Source organism: Streptomyces sp. DT2A-34, from assembly GCF_030499515.1.
Lineage (GTDB): Bacteria > Actinomycetota > Actinomycetes > Streptomycetales > Streptomycetaceae > Streptomyces.
The window spans coordinates 9,060,568-9,075,108 of record NZ_JASTWJ010000001.1 but is presented as its reverse complement, the minus strand read 5'-3'; the positions used below and the strand labels follow the sequence as shown (position 1 = coordinate 9,075,108).

The 14,541-nt window shown below is 66.2% G+C and carries 14 protein-coding genes and 4 pseudogenes; 7 read left to right on the top strand and 11 right to left on the bottom strand.

The genetic code is table 11. The annotated features are described in order from the left end of the window. The first annotated feature begins 21 nt into the window (after positions 1 to 21). Positions 22 to 813: an IS5 family transposase gene (locus QQM39_RS40420; protein WP_301996967.1), complete on the top strand. Its 792-nt coding sequence runs from the start codon at positions 22 to 24 to the stop codon at positions 811 to 813. Here QQM39_RS40420 and QQM39_RS40415 read toward each other — a convergent pair. Continuing rightward, on the bottom strand, positions 770 to 1,321 hold the full coding sequence (locus tag QQM39_RS40415; protein ID WP_301994551.1) for a hypothetical protein: 552 nt from the start codon (positions 1,319 to 1,321) through the stop codon (positions 770 to 772). The two genes, QQM39_RS40420 and QQM39_RS40415, sit on opposite strands and share 44 nt — an antisense overlap. Positions 1,322 to 2,787: 1,466 nt before the next feature. On the opposite strand from QQM39_RS40415, the gene QQM39_RS40410 reads away from it, so the two are divergent. Together QQM39_RS40410 and QQM39_RS40405 are read left to right on the top strand one after the other, a co-directional pair. Then, positions 2,788 to 3,648 carry a peptidase M10 gene (locus QQM39_RS40410; protein ID WP_302002550.1) on the top strand — a complete coding sequence of 287 codons (861 nt, stop codon included), beginning with the start codon at positions 2,788 to 2,790 and terminating at the stop codon, positions 3,646 to 3,648. Positions 3,649 to 3,681: 33 nt separating this feature from the next. Next, the gene (locus QQM39_RS40405) at positions 3,682 to 4,080 is read left to right on the top strand and encodes a DUF6281 family protein (RefSeq protein WP_302002549.1); all 399 of its coding nucleotides are present in this window, start codon (positions 3,682 to 3,684) and stop codon (positions 4,078 to 4,080) included. A gap of 379 nt (positions 4,081 to 4,459) precedes the next feature. Here the strand turns inward: QQM39_RS40405 and QQM39_RS40400 are convergent, their stop codons facing one another. From QQM39_RS40400 to QQM39_RS40390, 3 genes and pseudogenes are all read right to left on the bottom strand, one after another. Beyond that, positions 4,460 to 4,687 carry a hypothetical protein gene (locus QQM39_RS40400; RefSeq protein ID WP_302002548.1) on the bottom strand — a complete coding sequence of 76 codons (228 nt, stop codon included), beginning with the start codon at positions 4,685 to 4,687 and terminating at the stop codon, positions 4,460 to 4,462. A 2-nt stretch (positions 4,688 to 4,689) separates the two neighbouring features. Beyond that, positions 4,690 to 5,575, bottom strand: a pseudogene (locus tag QQM39_RS40395) (N-acetylmuramoyl-L-alanine amidase). Between the two features lie 57 nt (positions 5,576 to 5,632). Further along, entirely contained in the window at positions 5,633 to 5,992 is a 360-nt protein-coding gene (locus tag QQM39_RS40390; protein WP_302002547.1) for a hypothetical protein, read from the bottom strand. Between the two features lie 161 nt (positions 5,993 to 6,153). Here QQM39_RS40390 and QQM39_RS40385 point away from each other — a divergent pair. The 3 genes and pseudogenes from QQM39_RS40385 to QQM39_RS40375 form a co-directional block, all read left to right on the top strand. Further along, positions 6,154 to 6,495: pseudogene (locus QQM39_RS40385) on the top strand (hypothetical protein); the annotation flags it as partial. Positions 6,496 to 6,541: 46 nt separating this feature from the next. Continuing rightward, positions 6,542 to 7,341, top strand: a protein-coding gene (locus QQM39_RS40380; protein ID WP_302003862.1) for an IS5 family transposase whose coding sequence is annotated in 2 segments (ribosomal slippage) — positions 6,542 to 6,881 and positions 6,881 to 7,341 — 801 coding nt in all. Because the reading frame shifts where the segments join, the coding sequence is not laid out codon by codon here. Between the two features lie 5 nt (positions 7,342 to 7,346). Beyond that, a pseudogene (locus tag QQM39_RS40375) lies at positions 7,347 to 7,562 on the top strand (hypothetical protein); the annotation flags it as partial. Here the strand turns inward: QQM39_RS40375 and QQM39_RS40370 are convergent. The 7 genes from QQM39_RS40370 to QQM39_RS40340 form a co-directional block, all read right to left on the bottom strand. Beyond that, positions 7,519 to 8,310, bottom strand: a complete 792-nt coding sequence (locus tag QQM39_RS40370; protein WP_301996967.1) for an IS5 family transposase — start codon at positions 8,308 to 8,310, stop codon at positions 7,519 to 7,521. The pseudogene QQM39_RS40375 and the gene QQM39_RS40370 overlap by 44 nt on opposite strands. 351 nt (positions 8,311 to 8,661) lie before the next feature. Beyond that, complete coding sequence (locus QQM39_RS40365; RefSeq protein ID WP_302002546.1) at positions 8,662 to 8,958, bottom strand: PASTA domain-containing protein; 297 nt, start codon at positions 8,956 to 8,958, stop codon at positions 8,662 to 8,664. Positions 8,959 to 8,983: 25 nt separating this feature from the next. Next, positions 8,984 to 9,925, bottom strand: coding sequence for an IS3 family transposase (locus tag QQM39_RS40360; protein ID WP_301994514.1), 942 nt, complete (start codon positions 9,923 to 9,925; stop codon positions 8,984 to 8,986). Beyond that, the gene (locus QQM39_RS40355) at positions 9,913 to 10,203 is read right to left on the bottom strand and encodes a transposase (protein ID WP_301994515.1); all 291 of its coding nucleotides are present in this window, start codon (positions 10,201 to 10,203) and stop codon (positions 9,913 to 9,915) included. Before QQM39_RS40355 ends, QQM39_RS40360 begins: the two co-directional genes overlap by 13 nt. A gap of 173 nt (positions 10,204 to 10,376) precedes the next feature. Further along, entirely contained in the window at positions 10,377 to 10,913 is a 537-nt protein-coding gene (locus QQM39_RS40350; RefSeq protein WP_302002545.1) for a GNAT family N-acetyltransferase, read from the bottom strand. Further along, complete coding sequence (locus tag QQM39_RS40345; RefSeq protein ID WP_302002544.1) at positions 10,910 to 12,184, bottom strand: MFS transporter; 1,275 nt, start codon at positions 12,182 to 12,184, stop codon at positions 10,910 to 10,912. Before QQM39_RS40345 ends, QQM39_RS40350 begins: the two co-directional genes overlap by 4 nt. Positions 12,185 to 12,207: 23 nt before the next feature. Further along, on the bottom strand, positions 12,208 to 13,203 hold the full coding sequence (locus QQM39_RS40340; protein ID WP_302002543.1) for a SagB/ThcOx family dehydrogenase: 996 nt from the start codon (positions 13,201 to 13,203) through the stop codon (positions 12,208 to 12,210). Between the two features lie 965 nt (positions 13,204 to 14,168). Between QQM39_RS40340 and QQM39_RS40335 the strand changes: the two are divergent. Continuing rightward, positions 14,169 to 14,455, top strand: a pseudogene (locus QQM39_RS40335) (HD domain-containing protein); the annotation flags it as partial. Between the last annotated feature and the right edge of the window lie 86 nt (positions 14,456 to 14,541).

Here is a 14,541-nt window from a genome sequence, read left to right as displayed (position 1 = left end):
CAGTCGCGTTATCCGACGGACATGACGGACGCGGAGTGGGCCGCGGTACGGCCGTTGCTGCCGGTGCCTGGCTGGATGCGCGGCTGGGGAGGGCAGCCGGAGGCGTACTGCCATCGGGCGATACTCGATGCGATCCGCTACCTGGTCGACAATGGCATCAAGTGGCGGGCGATGCCCGCCGACTTCCCGCCGTGGGACCGGGTATACGCGTTCTTTCGCCGCTGGCGTGACCACGGCCTGGTCAAGGAGTTCCACGACCGGTTGCGCGCGAGGATCCGCGAGAGGCTGGGGCGGGATGCGGAGCCGTCGGCCGGCGTGATCGACTCGCAGTCGGTCAAGGCAGACGCCGTCGTCGGGTCGGACAGCCGCGGCTTCGACGGCGGCAAGCTGATCAACGGGCGCAAGCGGCACGTCGTGGTCGATACCCTCGGCCTGCTGCTGGGCGTGATGGTCACCGCCGCGGACGTCGGCGACCGCACCGCCGCCCAGGTGCTGTTGCAGCAAGTCACCGACACGCACCACCAGTTGGAGCTGGTCTGGGCCGACGGCGGCTACACCGGCAGCCTCGTCGGGTACTGCCTGGCCGCGCTCGCCCTGGTCCTGGCGATTGTCAAACGCAGCGACGACATGCGCGGCTTCGTGGTGTTGCCCAAGCGGTGGATCGTCGAGCGCCTCTTCGCCCACCTGATGCGCACCCGCCGCCTGGCACGCGACTACGAGCGTCGCACCACCAGCGCCGAGGCGATGGTCTACTGGTCGATGACCCTGCTCATGACCCGCCGCCTGGCCCGGCCACGCCCGCAGCCAGCGTGAACCGGCCTGGCTGCTGCTCGGCCAGCCAGCCGCGCGCGACCAGGCGCTTCGCCTTCGACCGCAGCGCCTCCACCCGCGTCGGCACCACGTCCATACCGAACCCTGCGGCCATCTCCTGGCAGGTCAGCGGCCCTTGATGGAGCCGGGCCCGGTCCGCGAGCGCACTAAGGATGCGCTGGTAGTCCACCGACAGCACCGACCAGGCCAGCCCCTCACGCCACATCGGAACCTGCGACTTCGTCTTCGCTGCCTCCGGCACCTGCGGCGTCCTTCCGATCTGCTCCTCGGCGGCCGGCGCGGTCCCCTCGGCCCGGGCGGGGTCCTGCCCGCTCTCGTCCACGGGGGCCAGCACCTCGCCGACCCGCGAGCAGGCGATGGCCCACTCCTTCCATTCCTGCTCGGCCACGGCCAACTCGGCCTGGACACGGTCGGCTTCCTCCCGCAGCTCGTCCACACGACGGTGAGCACCCAGCTCACGCTGTTCCAACAGCCCAACCACCGACGGCATCCACGACCTCCCGGGCAGCGACAGCACGACATGCCACAACTCCCACGGGATCGCCGACCCTATGCCCGACCAGCGGAAACGCAGTCCTCAAGTCCGGAAAGACAACAGCTTCTGAGGAAGAGCACGTACGGCCCTGATTAGGCAGCAGCCGCCGAGGCAGGTTCCTGTGGCGACGGCCGCGACTCTGCGGAGGCCTTGGTGGACGTCGGGACTGTCAGTCCGAACCATGTCTTCTTCCCTGCCGTGCAGGGCTCAACTCCCCACGCAGTCGCCAACGCGTCGACGAGGAAGAGGCCGCGCCCGCCCTCATCCATGGGCGCGGCGTAGGAGGCGCTCACCAACGTGGGGTCGACATCGGTGACCTCCACGCGCAGAACGCTCTCCGGTCCAGCGCACGCACACCACACACGAGGCCTTCGTGTGCGTGATCGAGTTGGTCACCACCTCCGTGGTGAGCAACTCCAAGTCCTGGACCAGACCCTCGTCCAGGGTCAGCCCCATCCGCTGAGCGCGGTCCGCAACGTGCCGTCGGGCTACAGGCACCGCCTTGTCCACGGGCGGGACGGTGAACGCGTAGGGCGATTCTTCGAGTCGGCGCGGCATCGCTGGAACCTCTCGACGGGCAGGGCTACGGCTTCTCGCGATCTCCCGCAAGCGAACGGATCGCCCGCCGACTTCACCGGGTAGCCCCGCGGGGGAACCAGAACATCCTGTAAATCCGGCAGCGGCGGATGACCACCATGGACCACACGCTGCCTTGCCCCCTATCGCTGAGGTGATATCACCGCCGAGATGTCACTGGGACTGGGCCAGTCATTCGTCCATACCCCCTCGATTGGACGCTGCTAGTGAAGTCCGCGGCTCCGGCCTGGGCCCGCCGTGCGGCGCGTCCGTGCCGCCGCGTTTGAGATTCAGGTGGGCGCTCTGCAGTTTCTTCACGGGCCGTACCGAAGCTCGCCGCGTGTGTCGGCGACGCTGGTCCTTGGCTGACTGGAGCGCGCTGAGCGGGGACTGCACTGCACCCGCCACACCCCGGGCCCGTCACAGGATGCGTCAGGGCTCTGAGAACAATTCGAGCCGGCACCTTCGTGCCGCTGGTGTGAAGCGGCCATGAGAGCAAGATTTTTGTCCTGAACTCGACAGATCTTGTGATGATGTGAAGGCTACGCTCCTCAAGATCTGTTCAAGTCCCGTACATCGGGCGGACACGGGGGTGGAGAGTGGCTGGGCGAAATCCAGGACTCATAGGTAGAACGATCACGGCCTTCGCGCTCGCGACTTCGCTGTCAGCAGTCCTCGGTGGTACGAATCCGGCTGCGGCGGCGCCGGATGTGTGTGAGCTCACGGAAGAGGAACTGACCATCTATGACCTGCCCGCCGGCTCGTCCGTGATCAAGTGTGACGCGGTGGGGCACGTGGTTACGTACGACGGGACCGGTGTGACAGTGCCCCCGCCGGGTACTGCGGTGAGCGTCGACTCGATCACGACCGACGGGGAGACGCACGGATTCACCATGGAGGTCGACGCCGACGGCATCGTCTCGTATGACCTCACCGAGGCGGAGAGCGCGGACTCCTCCGTAGCGGGCTCCGACGCTGCCGATTCCCTGACCCCGACCACCACGGCAGGCGACGTGACACTGGAGGCGGACGGCACAGACGGGGACGCCACGGACTCCAGCGAGGGCGCCGAGGTGGCGGAGGTGGACGCGGCGGCCGCCCCGGGCGCGTGCAGCGACGGAACGTACGCGACGAAAGACCAAAAGGAGTACGGCACCTACAACTGGTACATCGGCGACGGCGGCCTGCCTGCGGGCATGTCCCACGACGACGCCAAATGGGTGTTCTACGACGCCCTCGACGCCATCACCCAGAGCTACAACAACTGCGGCTACAGCGACCAGGTCGACGTGAACAAGGCCAACTACCTCTCCAAGACGAGCTACGAGGCCGACATCAACACCAGCTCCCAGTGCACCGACCGGGACGGCCTGAGCACCTGGGACGGGGGCAACCTCAAGAACGGCGTCGTCGCCACCACCTGTTCCTGGACCTGGCCTACGCCCGGCGTCAAGAACGACCTGCGGGAGGCCGACGTCCGCTTCAACATCCACGACTACGACTTCACGAACAGGGTGACGAGCAGCTGCTCGAACAAATACGACGTCCGCTCCGTCGGTACTCATGAGGCCGGGCACATCTTCGGGCTGAAGGACATCTACGGCTCGCACAGCAATCTCACGATGTACGGCAATTCGATCGAGTGCTCAACAAGGGCGAGGACCCTTGGTAAGGGCGATGTCCTCGGCCTCCGCAGCATCTACTGATCCGGAGCCGACGCTCCGGGAGGAGGTAACCAGGTGAAAGCGGTAGTTCCGGTCGGTGCAGTCGCGAGGGCACTGGTGGCGGCGGTAACCGTCGCGGTGTCGGCCGCCTGTGCGTCGTCGAGCGGCGGCGAGTCCGAGGCGTCCTGTGAGTACAGGGTCCAGTACGACAAGCGCATGTACTCAGACGTGGCCAACGCCGAATTCAAGGTCGGCGAGAAGCTGGGGCCAGCCGTCATTCCGCGGTGCGACGACACATCGGATGACGGGGGCGGCCAGGCATCGCCAGACTCGACGGTCGCCTACGCGATCGAGGGAGTGGACCCCAGCATCGCCATCGCGGTGGACGACGCACCCGACGACGTCCTCTTCGTCGCCGTCGACTCCGATAACGATCTTCCCCCCGAGATCAAGAAGCTGATCAAGAGCCCCTGACGCCGAGTGCGGGGCGCAGGTGCCACCGAACTATGGCGCCTGCGCCCCTCACGAGTTCCCATCCAGGCTTCGGGAACGATGCGCTACCGGCTACCGGCTACCGATGTCTCAGATCTGCCCAGGTCAGGCTCCCATCGGTAGAGACGCTCGGCCAGGACCGAGGACTGGGCGGATGCTGCCGCCAGTCCTACGGTGGCCCCATGGGCAGGAACAGGGCGCCACGGCTGCGGCTGGTTGTGGTCGCGGGCGACGACACCGGGCCGCGGTTGTGCCGTAGGTGCGGTGGTCCGCTGATGCCTACGGCGAAGGCGAGGGCGGTGTTCTGCTCGCCGGCGTGACGGAAGCCAGCGAAGAGAGGATGTGACACAGCTTCTATGGATCAGACGTCGGAGCTGTGCAGAGGCTCCTGCATCAGTGCCTTGGTCGTCTTCCTGTCCTCGACCCGCTGGACGGCCTCACCGGTGCCGAGAACGGCTGCGATGAGGGCGAGGATCAGCCTGGTGGGCAGGTCCTGGACGTAGTAGGCGATCAACGACAGGGCCGCAGTAGCGATGGCGTACAGGCGGGTGCTGTGCGTGTGGGCGAAGTCGGCGAGGGTGTGGAGCAAGATCAGTTCCCGTAGGCGAGTCGGTGCAGGAGGTCCCAGCCGCCGCGGCCGATGGCCGGGTCGTAGGGACGGCCGGTGGTGTAGAGGTTGTGCTTGCGGTTGAAGGCGGCGACGGCCTTCTTGGTTTGCGGGCCGTAGTTGTCCGCGAGGGGCACGGACCGGTCGAGCCATCCGTTGTCCTTCAGCGCCTGCTGAAGACTCTTCGCAGACGGTGACGTCCGATCCGGAGCAAGATCCTTCGGAAAGGGCGGCGGAGTGTAGGAGCCCTTGCCGGGATACGCCGGGAGCTTCGGCTTTCCCTTGAGCCGAGCAGCGACTCGCTCACGGAGCCAGCCCATCGTGAAGCCGAGGGGATCGATCTTGCCGGGCTGCCACTCCTTGTGCCCGATGACGCTCGCGGCGCTCCATCCGTGGGTCCGGCACAGCGCGGCCGCAACCCGTTCGATCGCCTCGAGTTGGGCCGGCGGCCACGGATCGCGGCCGTTGCCGAGGTTCTCGCACTCCCATCCGTAGAAGTGCGGGTTGCCGTCCGCGTCAGCCGCGTTTGCCTGAGGCAGGGAGCGTCCGGCGATCACCGAGTTTTAACACGTCGCGGTCGCCGCGGCCGGCATGATTCGCGCGACCGTTGCCGATCAGATGGACCGTGCCGTCCTTGGCGATCACGCCATGGCACAGCGGGCCGGGCAGGCCCTCGTAGCCGCGCTCGCAGATGCTGACCGTGTTGCTGGTACCGGACGTTACGGTGTGATGGACCATGACGCCGTGCACCGGGCCCCATGGTCCCTTGTGATTACGGTTGTGCTGTCGCCAGCCCGGCCGTTCCACGACGCGCACGCCTTCCGCGCGCAGGATCGCAACGAGACGGTCAGGACTGAGAGGTGTCGCCAACGTCGGCGCTCACTATCTCCCCGCGCCCGAGTTGAAATGCCGCTGCAGACAGCGGACTTACGGTGAGGAGCCGCGCGAGACGACCCACAGCTGTACGGCCATGAGCAGGAGCGGAGCGACGAACGAGGAAAGCACCAGCCGCCTTGTTGCAGCGGCCTGTGCCTGGTCCTCGCGACGCTGCTGCTCCGCGCGCTCCAGGCCCTGGTCGTGCTCGCCGCGCAGCCCGGCAAGACCGGCCTCGATCTGGCTGATGCGCTGATCCACGGCACGCTGGTCCGCCCGGTACACGTCCTGGGTGACCACCTGGTCGAGGCGCGCGGCGAGCTGGGCAAGGTCGCCACACAGATCCTCACGCAGTTGCGACACCGCGCGGTGCAGCTCCCACAAGGTGGGCTCGGCGCCCGGCGGCACGGACACCGCAATCACTCCTGGCAGCCCCGCACCACTGCCGATCGTACGGTGCTCAGAAGCTGTTGTCTTTCCGGACTTGAGGACTGCGTTTCCGCTGGTCGGGCATAGGGTCGGCGATCCCGTGGGAGTTGTGGCATGTCGTGCTGTCGCTGCCCGGGAGGTCGTGGATGCCGTCGGTGGTTGGGCTGTTGGAACAGCGTGAGCTGGGTGCTCACCGTCGTGTGGACGAGCTGCGGGAGGAAGCCGACCGTGTCCAGGCCGAGTTGGCCGTGGCCGAGCAGGAATGGAAGGAGTAGGCCATCGCCTGCTCGCGGGTCGGCGAGGTGCTGGCCCCCGTGGACGAGAGCGGGCAGGACCCCGCCCGGGCCGAGGGGACCGCGCCGGCCGCCGAGGAGCAGATCGGAAGGACGCCGCAGGTGCCGGAGGCAGCGAAGACGAAGTCGCAGGTTCCGATGTGGCGTGAGGGGCTGGCCTGGTCGGTGCTGTCGGTGGACTACCAGCGCATCCTTAGAAGTCATCTCATTTGGCTGACTCGGTAGGCTGTAGCTCGTGGGGATCGTTGAGCGGCTGGTGCCGGATGAGTTGTGGGATTTGTTCCAGCGAGTGGTGCCAGAGGCTCCCTCGCGGCCTCAAGGAGGTGGCCGACGCCGCCATGGTGACCGGGAAGTGCTGGCCGCGATCGTGTTCGTGGCGACGTCAGGCTGCACGTGGCAGCAGTTGCCGTCCGCGTCGTTCGGGCCGTCGGGAGCGACGGCCCATCGGCGCTTTGCCGAGTGGACGAAGGCCAGGGTGTGGGCCAAGCTCCACCGCCTGGTCCTCGACGAGCTCGGCGCTCGCGGCGAGTTGGACTGGACCCGCTGCGCGATCGACTCCGTGAACATGCGGGCCCTGAAAAGGGGGACCTGACGGGTCCGAATCCTGTCGACCGGGGCAAGTACGGGTCGAAGATCCACCTCATCACCGAGCGGACCGGTTTGCCCTTGTCTGTCGGAATCTCGGGGGCGAACCTGCACGACAGCCAGGCCCTGATCCCTCTGGTGAAGGGCATACCGCCAATCCGTTCCCGCCGTGGACGCCGACGTCGCAGGCCGGGCAAGCTCCACGCCGACAAGGGCTACGACTACTCCCACCTGCGTCGATGGTTACGCCAACGTGGCATCACCCACCGCATCGCCCGAAAGGGCATCGAGAGTTCGCAGCGACTGGGCCGCCACCGCTGGACCATCGAACGCACCATGGCCTGGCTCGCCGGCTGCCGCCGCCTCCACCGACGCTACGAGCGCAAAGCCGACCACTTCCTGGCCTTCACCAGCATCGCCTGCACCCTCATCTGCTACCGCAGACTCGCCAAATGAGATGACTTCTTAGTGCGCTCGCGGACCGGGCCCGGCTCCATCAAGGGCCGCTGACCTGCCAGGAGATGGCCGCAGGGTTCGGTATGGACGTGGTGCCGACGCGGGTGGAGGCGCTGCGGTCGAAGGCGAAGCGCCTGGTCGCGCGCGGCTGGCTGGCCGAGCAGCAGCCAGGCCGGTTCACGCTGGCTGCGGGCGTGGCCGGGCCAGGCGGCGGGTCATGAGCAGGGTCATCGACCAGTAGACCATCGCCTCGGCGCTGGTGGTGCGACGCTCGTAGTCGCGTGCCAGGCGGCGGGTGCGCATCAGGTGGGCGAAGAGGCGCTCGACGATCCACCGCTTGGGCAACACCACGAAGCCGCGCATGTCGTCGCTGCGTTTGACAATCGCCAGGACCAGGGCGAGCGCGGCCAGGCAGTACCCGACGAGGCTGCCGGTGTAGCCGCCGTCGGCCCAGACCAGCTCCAACTGGTGGTGCGTGTCGGTGACTTGCTGCAACAGCACCTGGGCGGCGGTGCGGTCGCCGACGTCCGCGGCGGTGACCATCACGCCCAGCAGCAGGCCGAGGGTATCGACCACGACGTGCCGCTTGCGCCCGTTGATCAGCTTGCCGCCGTCGAAGCCGCGGCTGTCCGACCCGACGACGGCGTCTGCCTTGACCGACTGCGAGTCGATCACGCCGGCCGACGGCTCCGCATCCCGCCCCAGCCTCTCGCGGATCCTCGCGCGCAACCGGTCGTGGAACTCCTTGACCAGGCCGTGGTCACGCCAGCGGCGAAAGAACGCGTATACCCGGTCCCACGGCGGGAAGTCGGCGGGCATCGCCCGCCACTTGATGCCATTGTCGACCAGGTAGCGGATCGCATCGAGTATCGCCCGATGGCAGTACGCCTCCGGCTGCCCTCCCCAGCCGCGCATCCAGCCAGGCACCGGCAGCAACGGCCGTACCGCGGCCCACTCCGCGTCCGTCATGTCCGTCGGATAACGCGACTGCCGAAACCCGTTGTCGGCGGCGTTTCCGAACCGGTGAGCCAGACAGTCACACTCCAGCGTGACTGAACTGGACTGCGCGCCCATCGACACGGAACACTGCGGCACCAGGGCCTCCTGATGTTGCTCGGTGATTCGACACCAACGAGCTGTTCAGGAGGCCCTGCTCGTATGCGCCGAACACCTCGCGACCACCCAATCGAGACTCCCGTTCGACGGACACCGCTCAAGATCGGAACGACAACAGCTACTCAAGCAGACCGGCTGCTGGGGGTCTGAACAGGAGTTCCTTGGCGCCTTGACGTTGATGCCGGGCCTGTCAGGGGGTGGGTGTCAGCAGGACTCTTCGAACTTCACCGCGTTGAGCGTCACCGGCTGGCCTTCGAGCTTGGTGCCTGTGGCGGGATCTTGGGAGCAGACCTTCCAGTCGGACTCGATGATGATGACGCGGCCTTCGCCCGAGGCGTCGTTGACGGTGATGCTGGTGTTGGGGGCGAGGGCCTCGCGGGCGACTTTGACGGACTTGCCCTTGAAGTCCGGCATCGTCGCTCCAGGGGTCTGGGTCTCGGTGCCTTGGTCCGTGGCGGGGCAGGTCTCTTCGAGTTTGACGGTGGCGAAGTCGACTGTCAATCCCCGGGTTTCGTAGAGACGTTGGTTATGCGGTCCGGCTCTCCTGATCGGTCCGGGTCCGCGCTTGCTGGATGATCCGTTCGAACTCGACGGGCGGTTTCCCGCCGGCCGCGCTGTGTCGCCGTTTCGTGTTGTAGAAGTCCGCGATCCAGGTGGCGGTCTTCAGCCTCGCCTCGGTTCGGGTGGCGAAGGTGTGCCGGTGGACGTACTCGACCTTGAGGACCGAGTGGAACGACTCCGCGGCGGCGTTGTCCAGGGCCGACCCGACGCGTCCCATCGACTGCACCACGCCCCACCGGCCGCACAACTGCTGGAACGCCTCGGACGTGTACTCGCTGCCGCGGTCCGTGTGAAAAATGACGCCGTCGACCTGGCCGCCTCTCGTTGCGATCGCCATCTGCAGGGCTGCGCTGACCAGCGCGGCATCATGCCGCCGACCCATCGCGTAGCCCAGGGCCCGGCGGGAGAAGGCGTCGTGGACAGAGGCGAGGTAGAGCTTGCCCTCACCGGTGTCGATCTCCGTCATGTCGCCCCACCACAAAACGTCGGGCGCGATCGCGTCGAACTTGCGCCGTACCAGGTCACCAGCGGTTTTCCGCTTGCCGGGACGGGTCAGCGAACGGCGTCGGCGTGGCGGTTTGCGGCCCTGCAGACCGAGTTCGGCCATGATCTCGGCGACGGTGTTCTGCGATACTTGCCAGCCCTCCTCCCACAGATCCAGCGTGATCCGCGGCGAACCGTACGTCTTGCCCGAGCGGTCGAAGAAGTAGCGGACCCGCTCGGCCAGTTCACCCCGTCTGATCTCGCGTTTCGTCGGCTCATCGGGCCGACGGCGCCACTTGTAGAACCACGCCTCCGACACACCCAGTGCCCGGCAGGAGATGCGGTGCGAAATGTTGTGCCCGGTCTTCTGGTCACTGATCACCCCGACGAGCACCGCCGGGTCCGCCTCAGCTACTTCACCCACAAGACCATGCAGCGTTTGAGGACATCGCGCTCCATCCCCAGCTCCTTGACGTCCTTCTTCAACTGGGCGTTCTCCCGCCGCAGCCGCGCGAGCTCCTCGCTCTCGCCCACCGCCCCGGCCCCGGCGGACCTCCGAGCCCGCGACACCCAGCTCGCCAGCGTCGTCTCGTTGATCCCCAGGTCCCTCGCAACCTGCGCGACCGACTTCCCGGTCTCGGTCACGATCCGTACAGCCCCCTCACGGAACTCTGCGTCGAACTTCCGCCTCTTCTCCGCCATGACTCCCAACTTCCCCTGCAGTCACGATCTCTACGCTACGAGGGGAAGGTCATGACGTCGCAGACGATCGGATGCACCGCCTGGGGCCGTTGCCTCTGCAGCGCAAGTGACGCGTTCGGTACCCGGACCGCAAACCGCTGCCTGACCGGGGCCATACGCAGGAGCGCCCCGGCTCAGCGAGGCTCAGTCTGGCCTTCGATGGGGTGCTGTTCCGTTGCCGTGAGATCCCAGTTCATCAGGATGCTCATCGGGGACATTCCCAGGCTCTCGTAGAGGCGTCTGTTCTCGGTATCCTCCCCCAGCAGGTTGATACGCAGACCTTTCGCGCCGTTTGTCAGAGCCGACGCAGCACATGCGCGCATGACGGACTTTCCGTACCCGCGGCCGCGGTGGGCGGCATCAACCTCCATGTTCAGGATCATGGCGTATCGATTGTCGGCGGAACCCCTCAGGGCGTACCACAAACGACCGATCGGGGATGCTTCGCCGTCCGCCGTGATCATGTAGAGGTGGTTGTCCGGTGTTTTAAGGCCCTGCGGGAGAAGCCGGCTGAACTCGTTGTGAGCACGCGTCAGTGCCTCGTCCATGGACGTCACGCCCGCCGCGGCTGTTCGGGAGGCGTAGTCCGCCACGACGTAGGGGACGTAGGCGTCGAAGTCCTCCCGGGTCATGAGGGCCAGGGCTACCGACGATTCTGCGCGGGTCATCATCGTGTTCCTTCCGCTATGGATCGGCTTTCGCGGTCGGGTGAGGCTGTGGGCTCCTCGTCAGCTGGGCCCGCGTTGCGCACGCTTCTGCTGGAAAGAGAAAGGGCTGCGGCGAGAACGATGATCAAAGCGCCGCCGACCAGGAAGTCGCGAGTCCCGGTCCGGTCCGCCAGTGGTCCGGCCAGAGCCTGCCCCAGAGGGACCGCCGCCAGAGAGCCGATGATTTGGAAGGACGCCACCCGCGCCAAGCGGTCCGGCCGGACGCTGCTCTGGACTGCGGCGCTTGAGGCGACCATGACTTGTTCCATGCACAGTCCCGCGAGGAACCCCGCGCAGATCAACAGCGGCAGGGAGTCGCCCAGGGCGAGTCCGAGAGGGAGGACCGCGCTCACCGAGGTGAGCGCCACGCCGACCGCCACGCCGCGGCGGGGTTTCCAGCGCAGCGCCGCCAGTCCACCGGCGATGGTCCCGGCCGTATAGGAGGCGAGGACAAAGCCCCAGGCGGCCTTGCCGATTCCTTGAACCGCAATGAACGGGCCCAGAACCTGGATGCACCCAGCCCAGACCGCCTGCCACACCGTCGCCTGCAGGACCACGATCCACAGCCAGGTGTGCGAGACGAACTCGGACCAGCCCTCCCGCATGTCCGAGAGCAGGCTCCTGCGCCTAGATGGTGCGACAGTGCCTGTCGTGCGTACCCTGCCGAAGAAGAAGGCGGCAACCGCGTAGGTTGCGGCGTCGACGATCAGGCCCCATCCCGAGCCGCACAGTGCGACCAGCATGCCGCCCACCGAAGATCCCACGACGACCGCAAGGTTCGTCGTCATGCGCAGCAACGCGTTTGCCTGGCGCAGGAGGTCCTTTGGGACTGTCTGGGGAACCACCGCCATGCTGCCTGGCAGGGCCAGCGCCGAGAATGCTCCGTTCACGGCCGCAAGGCAGACCAGGAGGGGCATCGAGGACCAGCCGTGGATGACGGCTGTTCCGGCGACGGCCTGGACAACTCCTGCGGCCAAGGCAGAACCCTGCATCAGCAGGGCGCGGGGCATCCTGTCCGCGAGGATGCCGCCCAGCACCATGACGGCGGTACTGGACACGGCGCGCACGGCCACGAGGAGACCGAGCTGGGACGCGGACCCTGTCAGATCCAGTACCGCGAAGGCCAGTGCGATGGGTGCGATGCCGTTGCCGAGGTAGTTGATGAAGCGGCCTGCGACAACGTTCCTGAAGGCGGCGTGCTTCAGGGGCAGGAGCGAGCGTTTGTCGCCGGCCACGTCATCTCCTTTGCTTTCCGAAGTCACTGCAGGGAGGAACGGGCTGGTGCGTTGTAGCGCAGAGGCATGCCATCGTCTTGGCGGAGCGGCACGCCGCAGGCCATGAAGAAGGTCGGGAACTCGTCAGCCTGGTCCAGTGCGCACAGGTCCTCGACCTCGTCGTCGCGGAACGCGCCCGTAAGCGCGGCGCCGAGGCCGAGGGCCTCGGCAGTCATGGCGAATACCTGCGACAGGTGGCCGACGTTGTGCAGAAGGATCTTGTAGGCCCTGGGGTGGGGGTACTTCCACGACATCCGGGACGCGACCGCCGTAGTAAAAACACAGAACGCGGCGTTTCTGGCGATGGTCTGGTGGTGGATCAGCCGCTCGATCTCCTCATAGGGGACGGCATCGCCCAGGGGAACGAGACCATGGCGGATCGCGTCGTAGCGGTATACACCCGGCTGGACGCCGCGCACATTGAACACCACAAGGTAGGCCTCGGCCTCATGCCGTGCGCCGCCGGACGCACTGGCACGCAGCTGTAGTACTCCCAGAGTGCCGGCATCGACGAACCGCAGCGGTCCGAAGGTGTAGTGAAGCAGGGAGGAAAACGTATCAAGTTCAATGGGAGCGTCGCTAAAATCCCGGTGCGTTCTGCGCCCTTCCAGAACCGACTTGAAGCTCGCGTTCATGTCAGTCCAGACCCGAGGGAGGAAGACTATCTCCTCCTCACGTCGATACGTCTTGCTGTTCGCTGGTTTCTCTCCACGCTCGGCGAGTCTGGCGTAATACTCCGGAATATCACCCTGCTTGCCCCTGACGAATGGCGCGTTGCGTATGGAGGTATGAAACTGCCAAGCAACGTTTCCCCATTCGCGCCAAGGGCTGGGGATCTCGTCAGAGGAGTCGGCATCGCACGTCTCCGCGAGGAAACCGAGGTCGATCAGATTGCGAGCCGCGTCCTGAAGCGCCCGATCACCCGAGGTGAGTGACTCGAAGTCCACTGGTTCGCGCGCCGAGACGAGCAGGTCAGCCACCTTTGGGTGTAGCCGGACACGCTTTTCCACGCGGGGAGACGAGGCGAATATGTCTGCCCCGTTCAGGCTCAGGAATACCGGGTTGACCAAACGTACTTTCATTTTCCCTGGACTGCCCTGTTCTCAGATCCGGGCCGGGTCGACGCCACAGCCTCAAGGAGCCGTGACGTCGACCGGATCCGCCGGGATTAGTCAACGGTGTCGAAGCAGAGCAGGGACTCGCCCTCGTTCTCCACCACGACGATCAGAGCCTCGTGAGTGTTCTCCATTTGATTCACCCCCCGGATTTCAACTTATCGGAAGTCGGTGTTTCCCGACAGAGTTGATCTTCACGTGGCGTCTCCAAATCCCGCAAGATCGTTTGCGGCGCCTTTGCAACTTCAAGAAAACAACAATGGATTTGACCAACCTCTGTAGACCCATGAGGCAAATAGGGCGTTATCGGTGGATGCTCTCGGTTGTCCGTTCTGCTCTTGGGTCGCGCGACCGATTGAGAGGATCTGTGCCGAAATGTCATGTAACGAAAGTAGGGCGCATTCTTTTACACCACTTGGTGAACGCTTCGAAGACCCCCTGGCGCGCCAGCGCGTTCTCGGCAGGGCTCCGGGTCGACCAGTCCCGCAGGCTCTGGGGCACAGGGACCCGACCACGATGCTCCGCTTGCTGTCCACGATCGGGTCGACAGCTCCGTGGCGGAAGCCTCGGGACCCTCCCCGCGGGTGCGGGGAGCACACTCGGTGACCTGCAGCTTCATGACTGGCGAGCGGGGTTCGGAGGTATTTTCACCGAGACGGTCATTCCGTATATAGGGTGCGAATCCTCAGTCGTTAGTCGTCAACTCGGAGGCTGACCGGGCATCGTACGCCGGTAGACCTGCCATTGCGCGGAGCTGGGCGGATTCCTGTCGCGATGGTGTTCGGTTTCCTGAAGGAGGAGTTGGCGGGCGGTGCCTGTATGTATCAGGGATGGCGCATGACGGAGAGTGCAGGCCTGGGCTGGGGGATCGGCTCAAGGGGCCGGTGCGGACGGTGTGGGCGAAGCATGCCCGGGACAGCGAGGGCTGGTTGCCGTGGTGGCGGTACATGGAGGACAGCGCCGCGGTGGCGGGACTGTTGTGGGGCCGGTGGCTGCCCGCGAATGTACGGGTGGTGCGGGGGATGGTCAGCGGCTGGCGGTGTGGCTGGCGGGTGTGCACGGCATAGGCAAGGCGACGCCGGCGTTCGCGTGCCAGGTCGATCAGCTCGCTGCAGCTCATACCTCACTGTGCTGGTGCTTGATGGAACGCCAAAGCCGCTGTGTGCCCGCCCTTGGGCGCGAACCGGGAACTCTGCGGCCGAT

Excerpts from the sequence above, each read along its gene's own strand:
- QQM39_RS40420 (WP_301996967.1), top strand. The coding sequence starts at position 22 with ATGACGGACGCGGAGTGGGCCGCGGTACGGCCGTTGCTGCCGGTGCCT.
- QQM39_RS40415 (WP_301994551.1), bottom strand. The coding sequence starts at position 1,321 with ATGCCGTCGGTGGTTGGGCTGTTGGAACAGCGTGAGCTGGGTGCTCAC.
- QQM39_RS40370 (WP_301996967.1), bottom strand. The coding sequence starts at position 8,310 with ATGACGGACGCGGAGTGGGCCGCGGTACGGCCGTTGCTGCCGGTGCCT.
- QQM39_RS40355 (WP_301994515.1), bottom strand. The coding sequence starts at position 10,203 with ATGGCGGAGAAGAGGCGGAAGTTCGACGCAGAGTTCCGTGAGGGGGCT.
- QQM39_RS40350 (WP_302002545.1), bottom strand. The coding sequence starts at position 10,913 with ATGATGACCCGCGCAGAATCGTCGGTAGCCCTGGCCCTCATGACCCGG.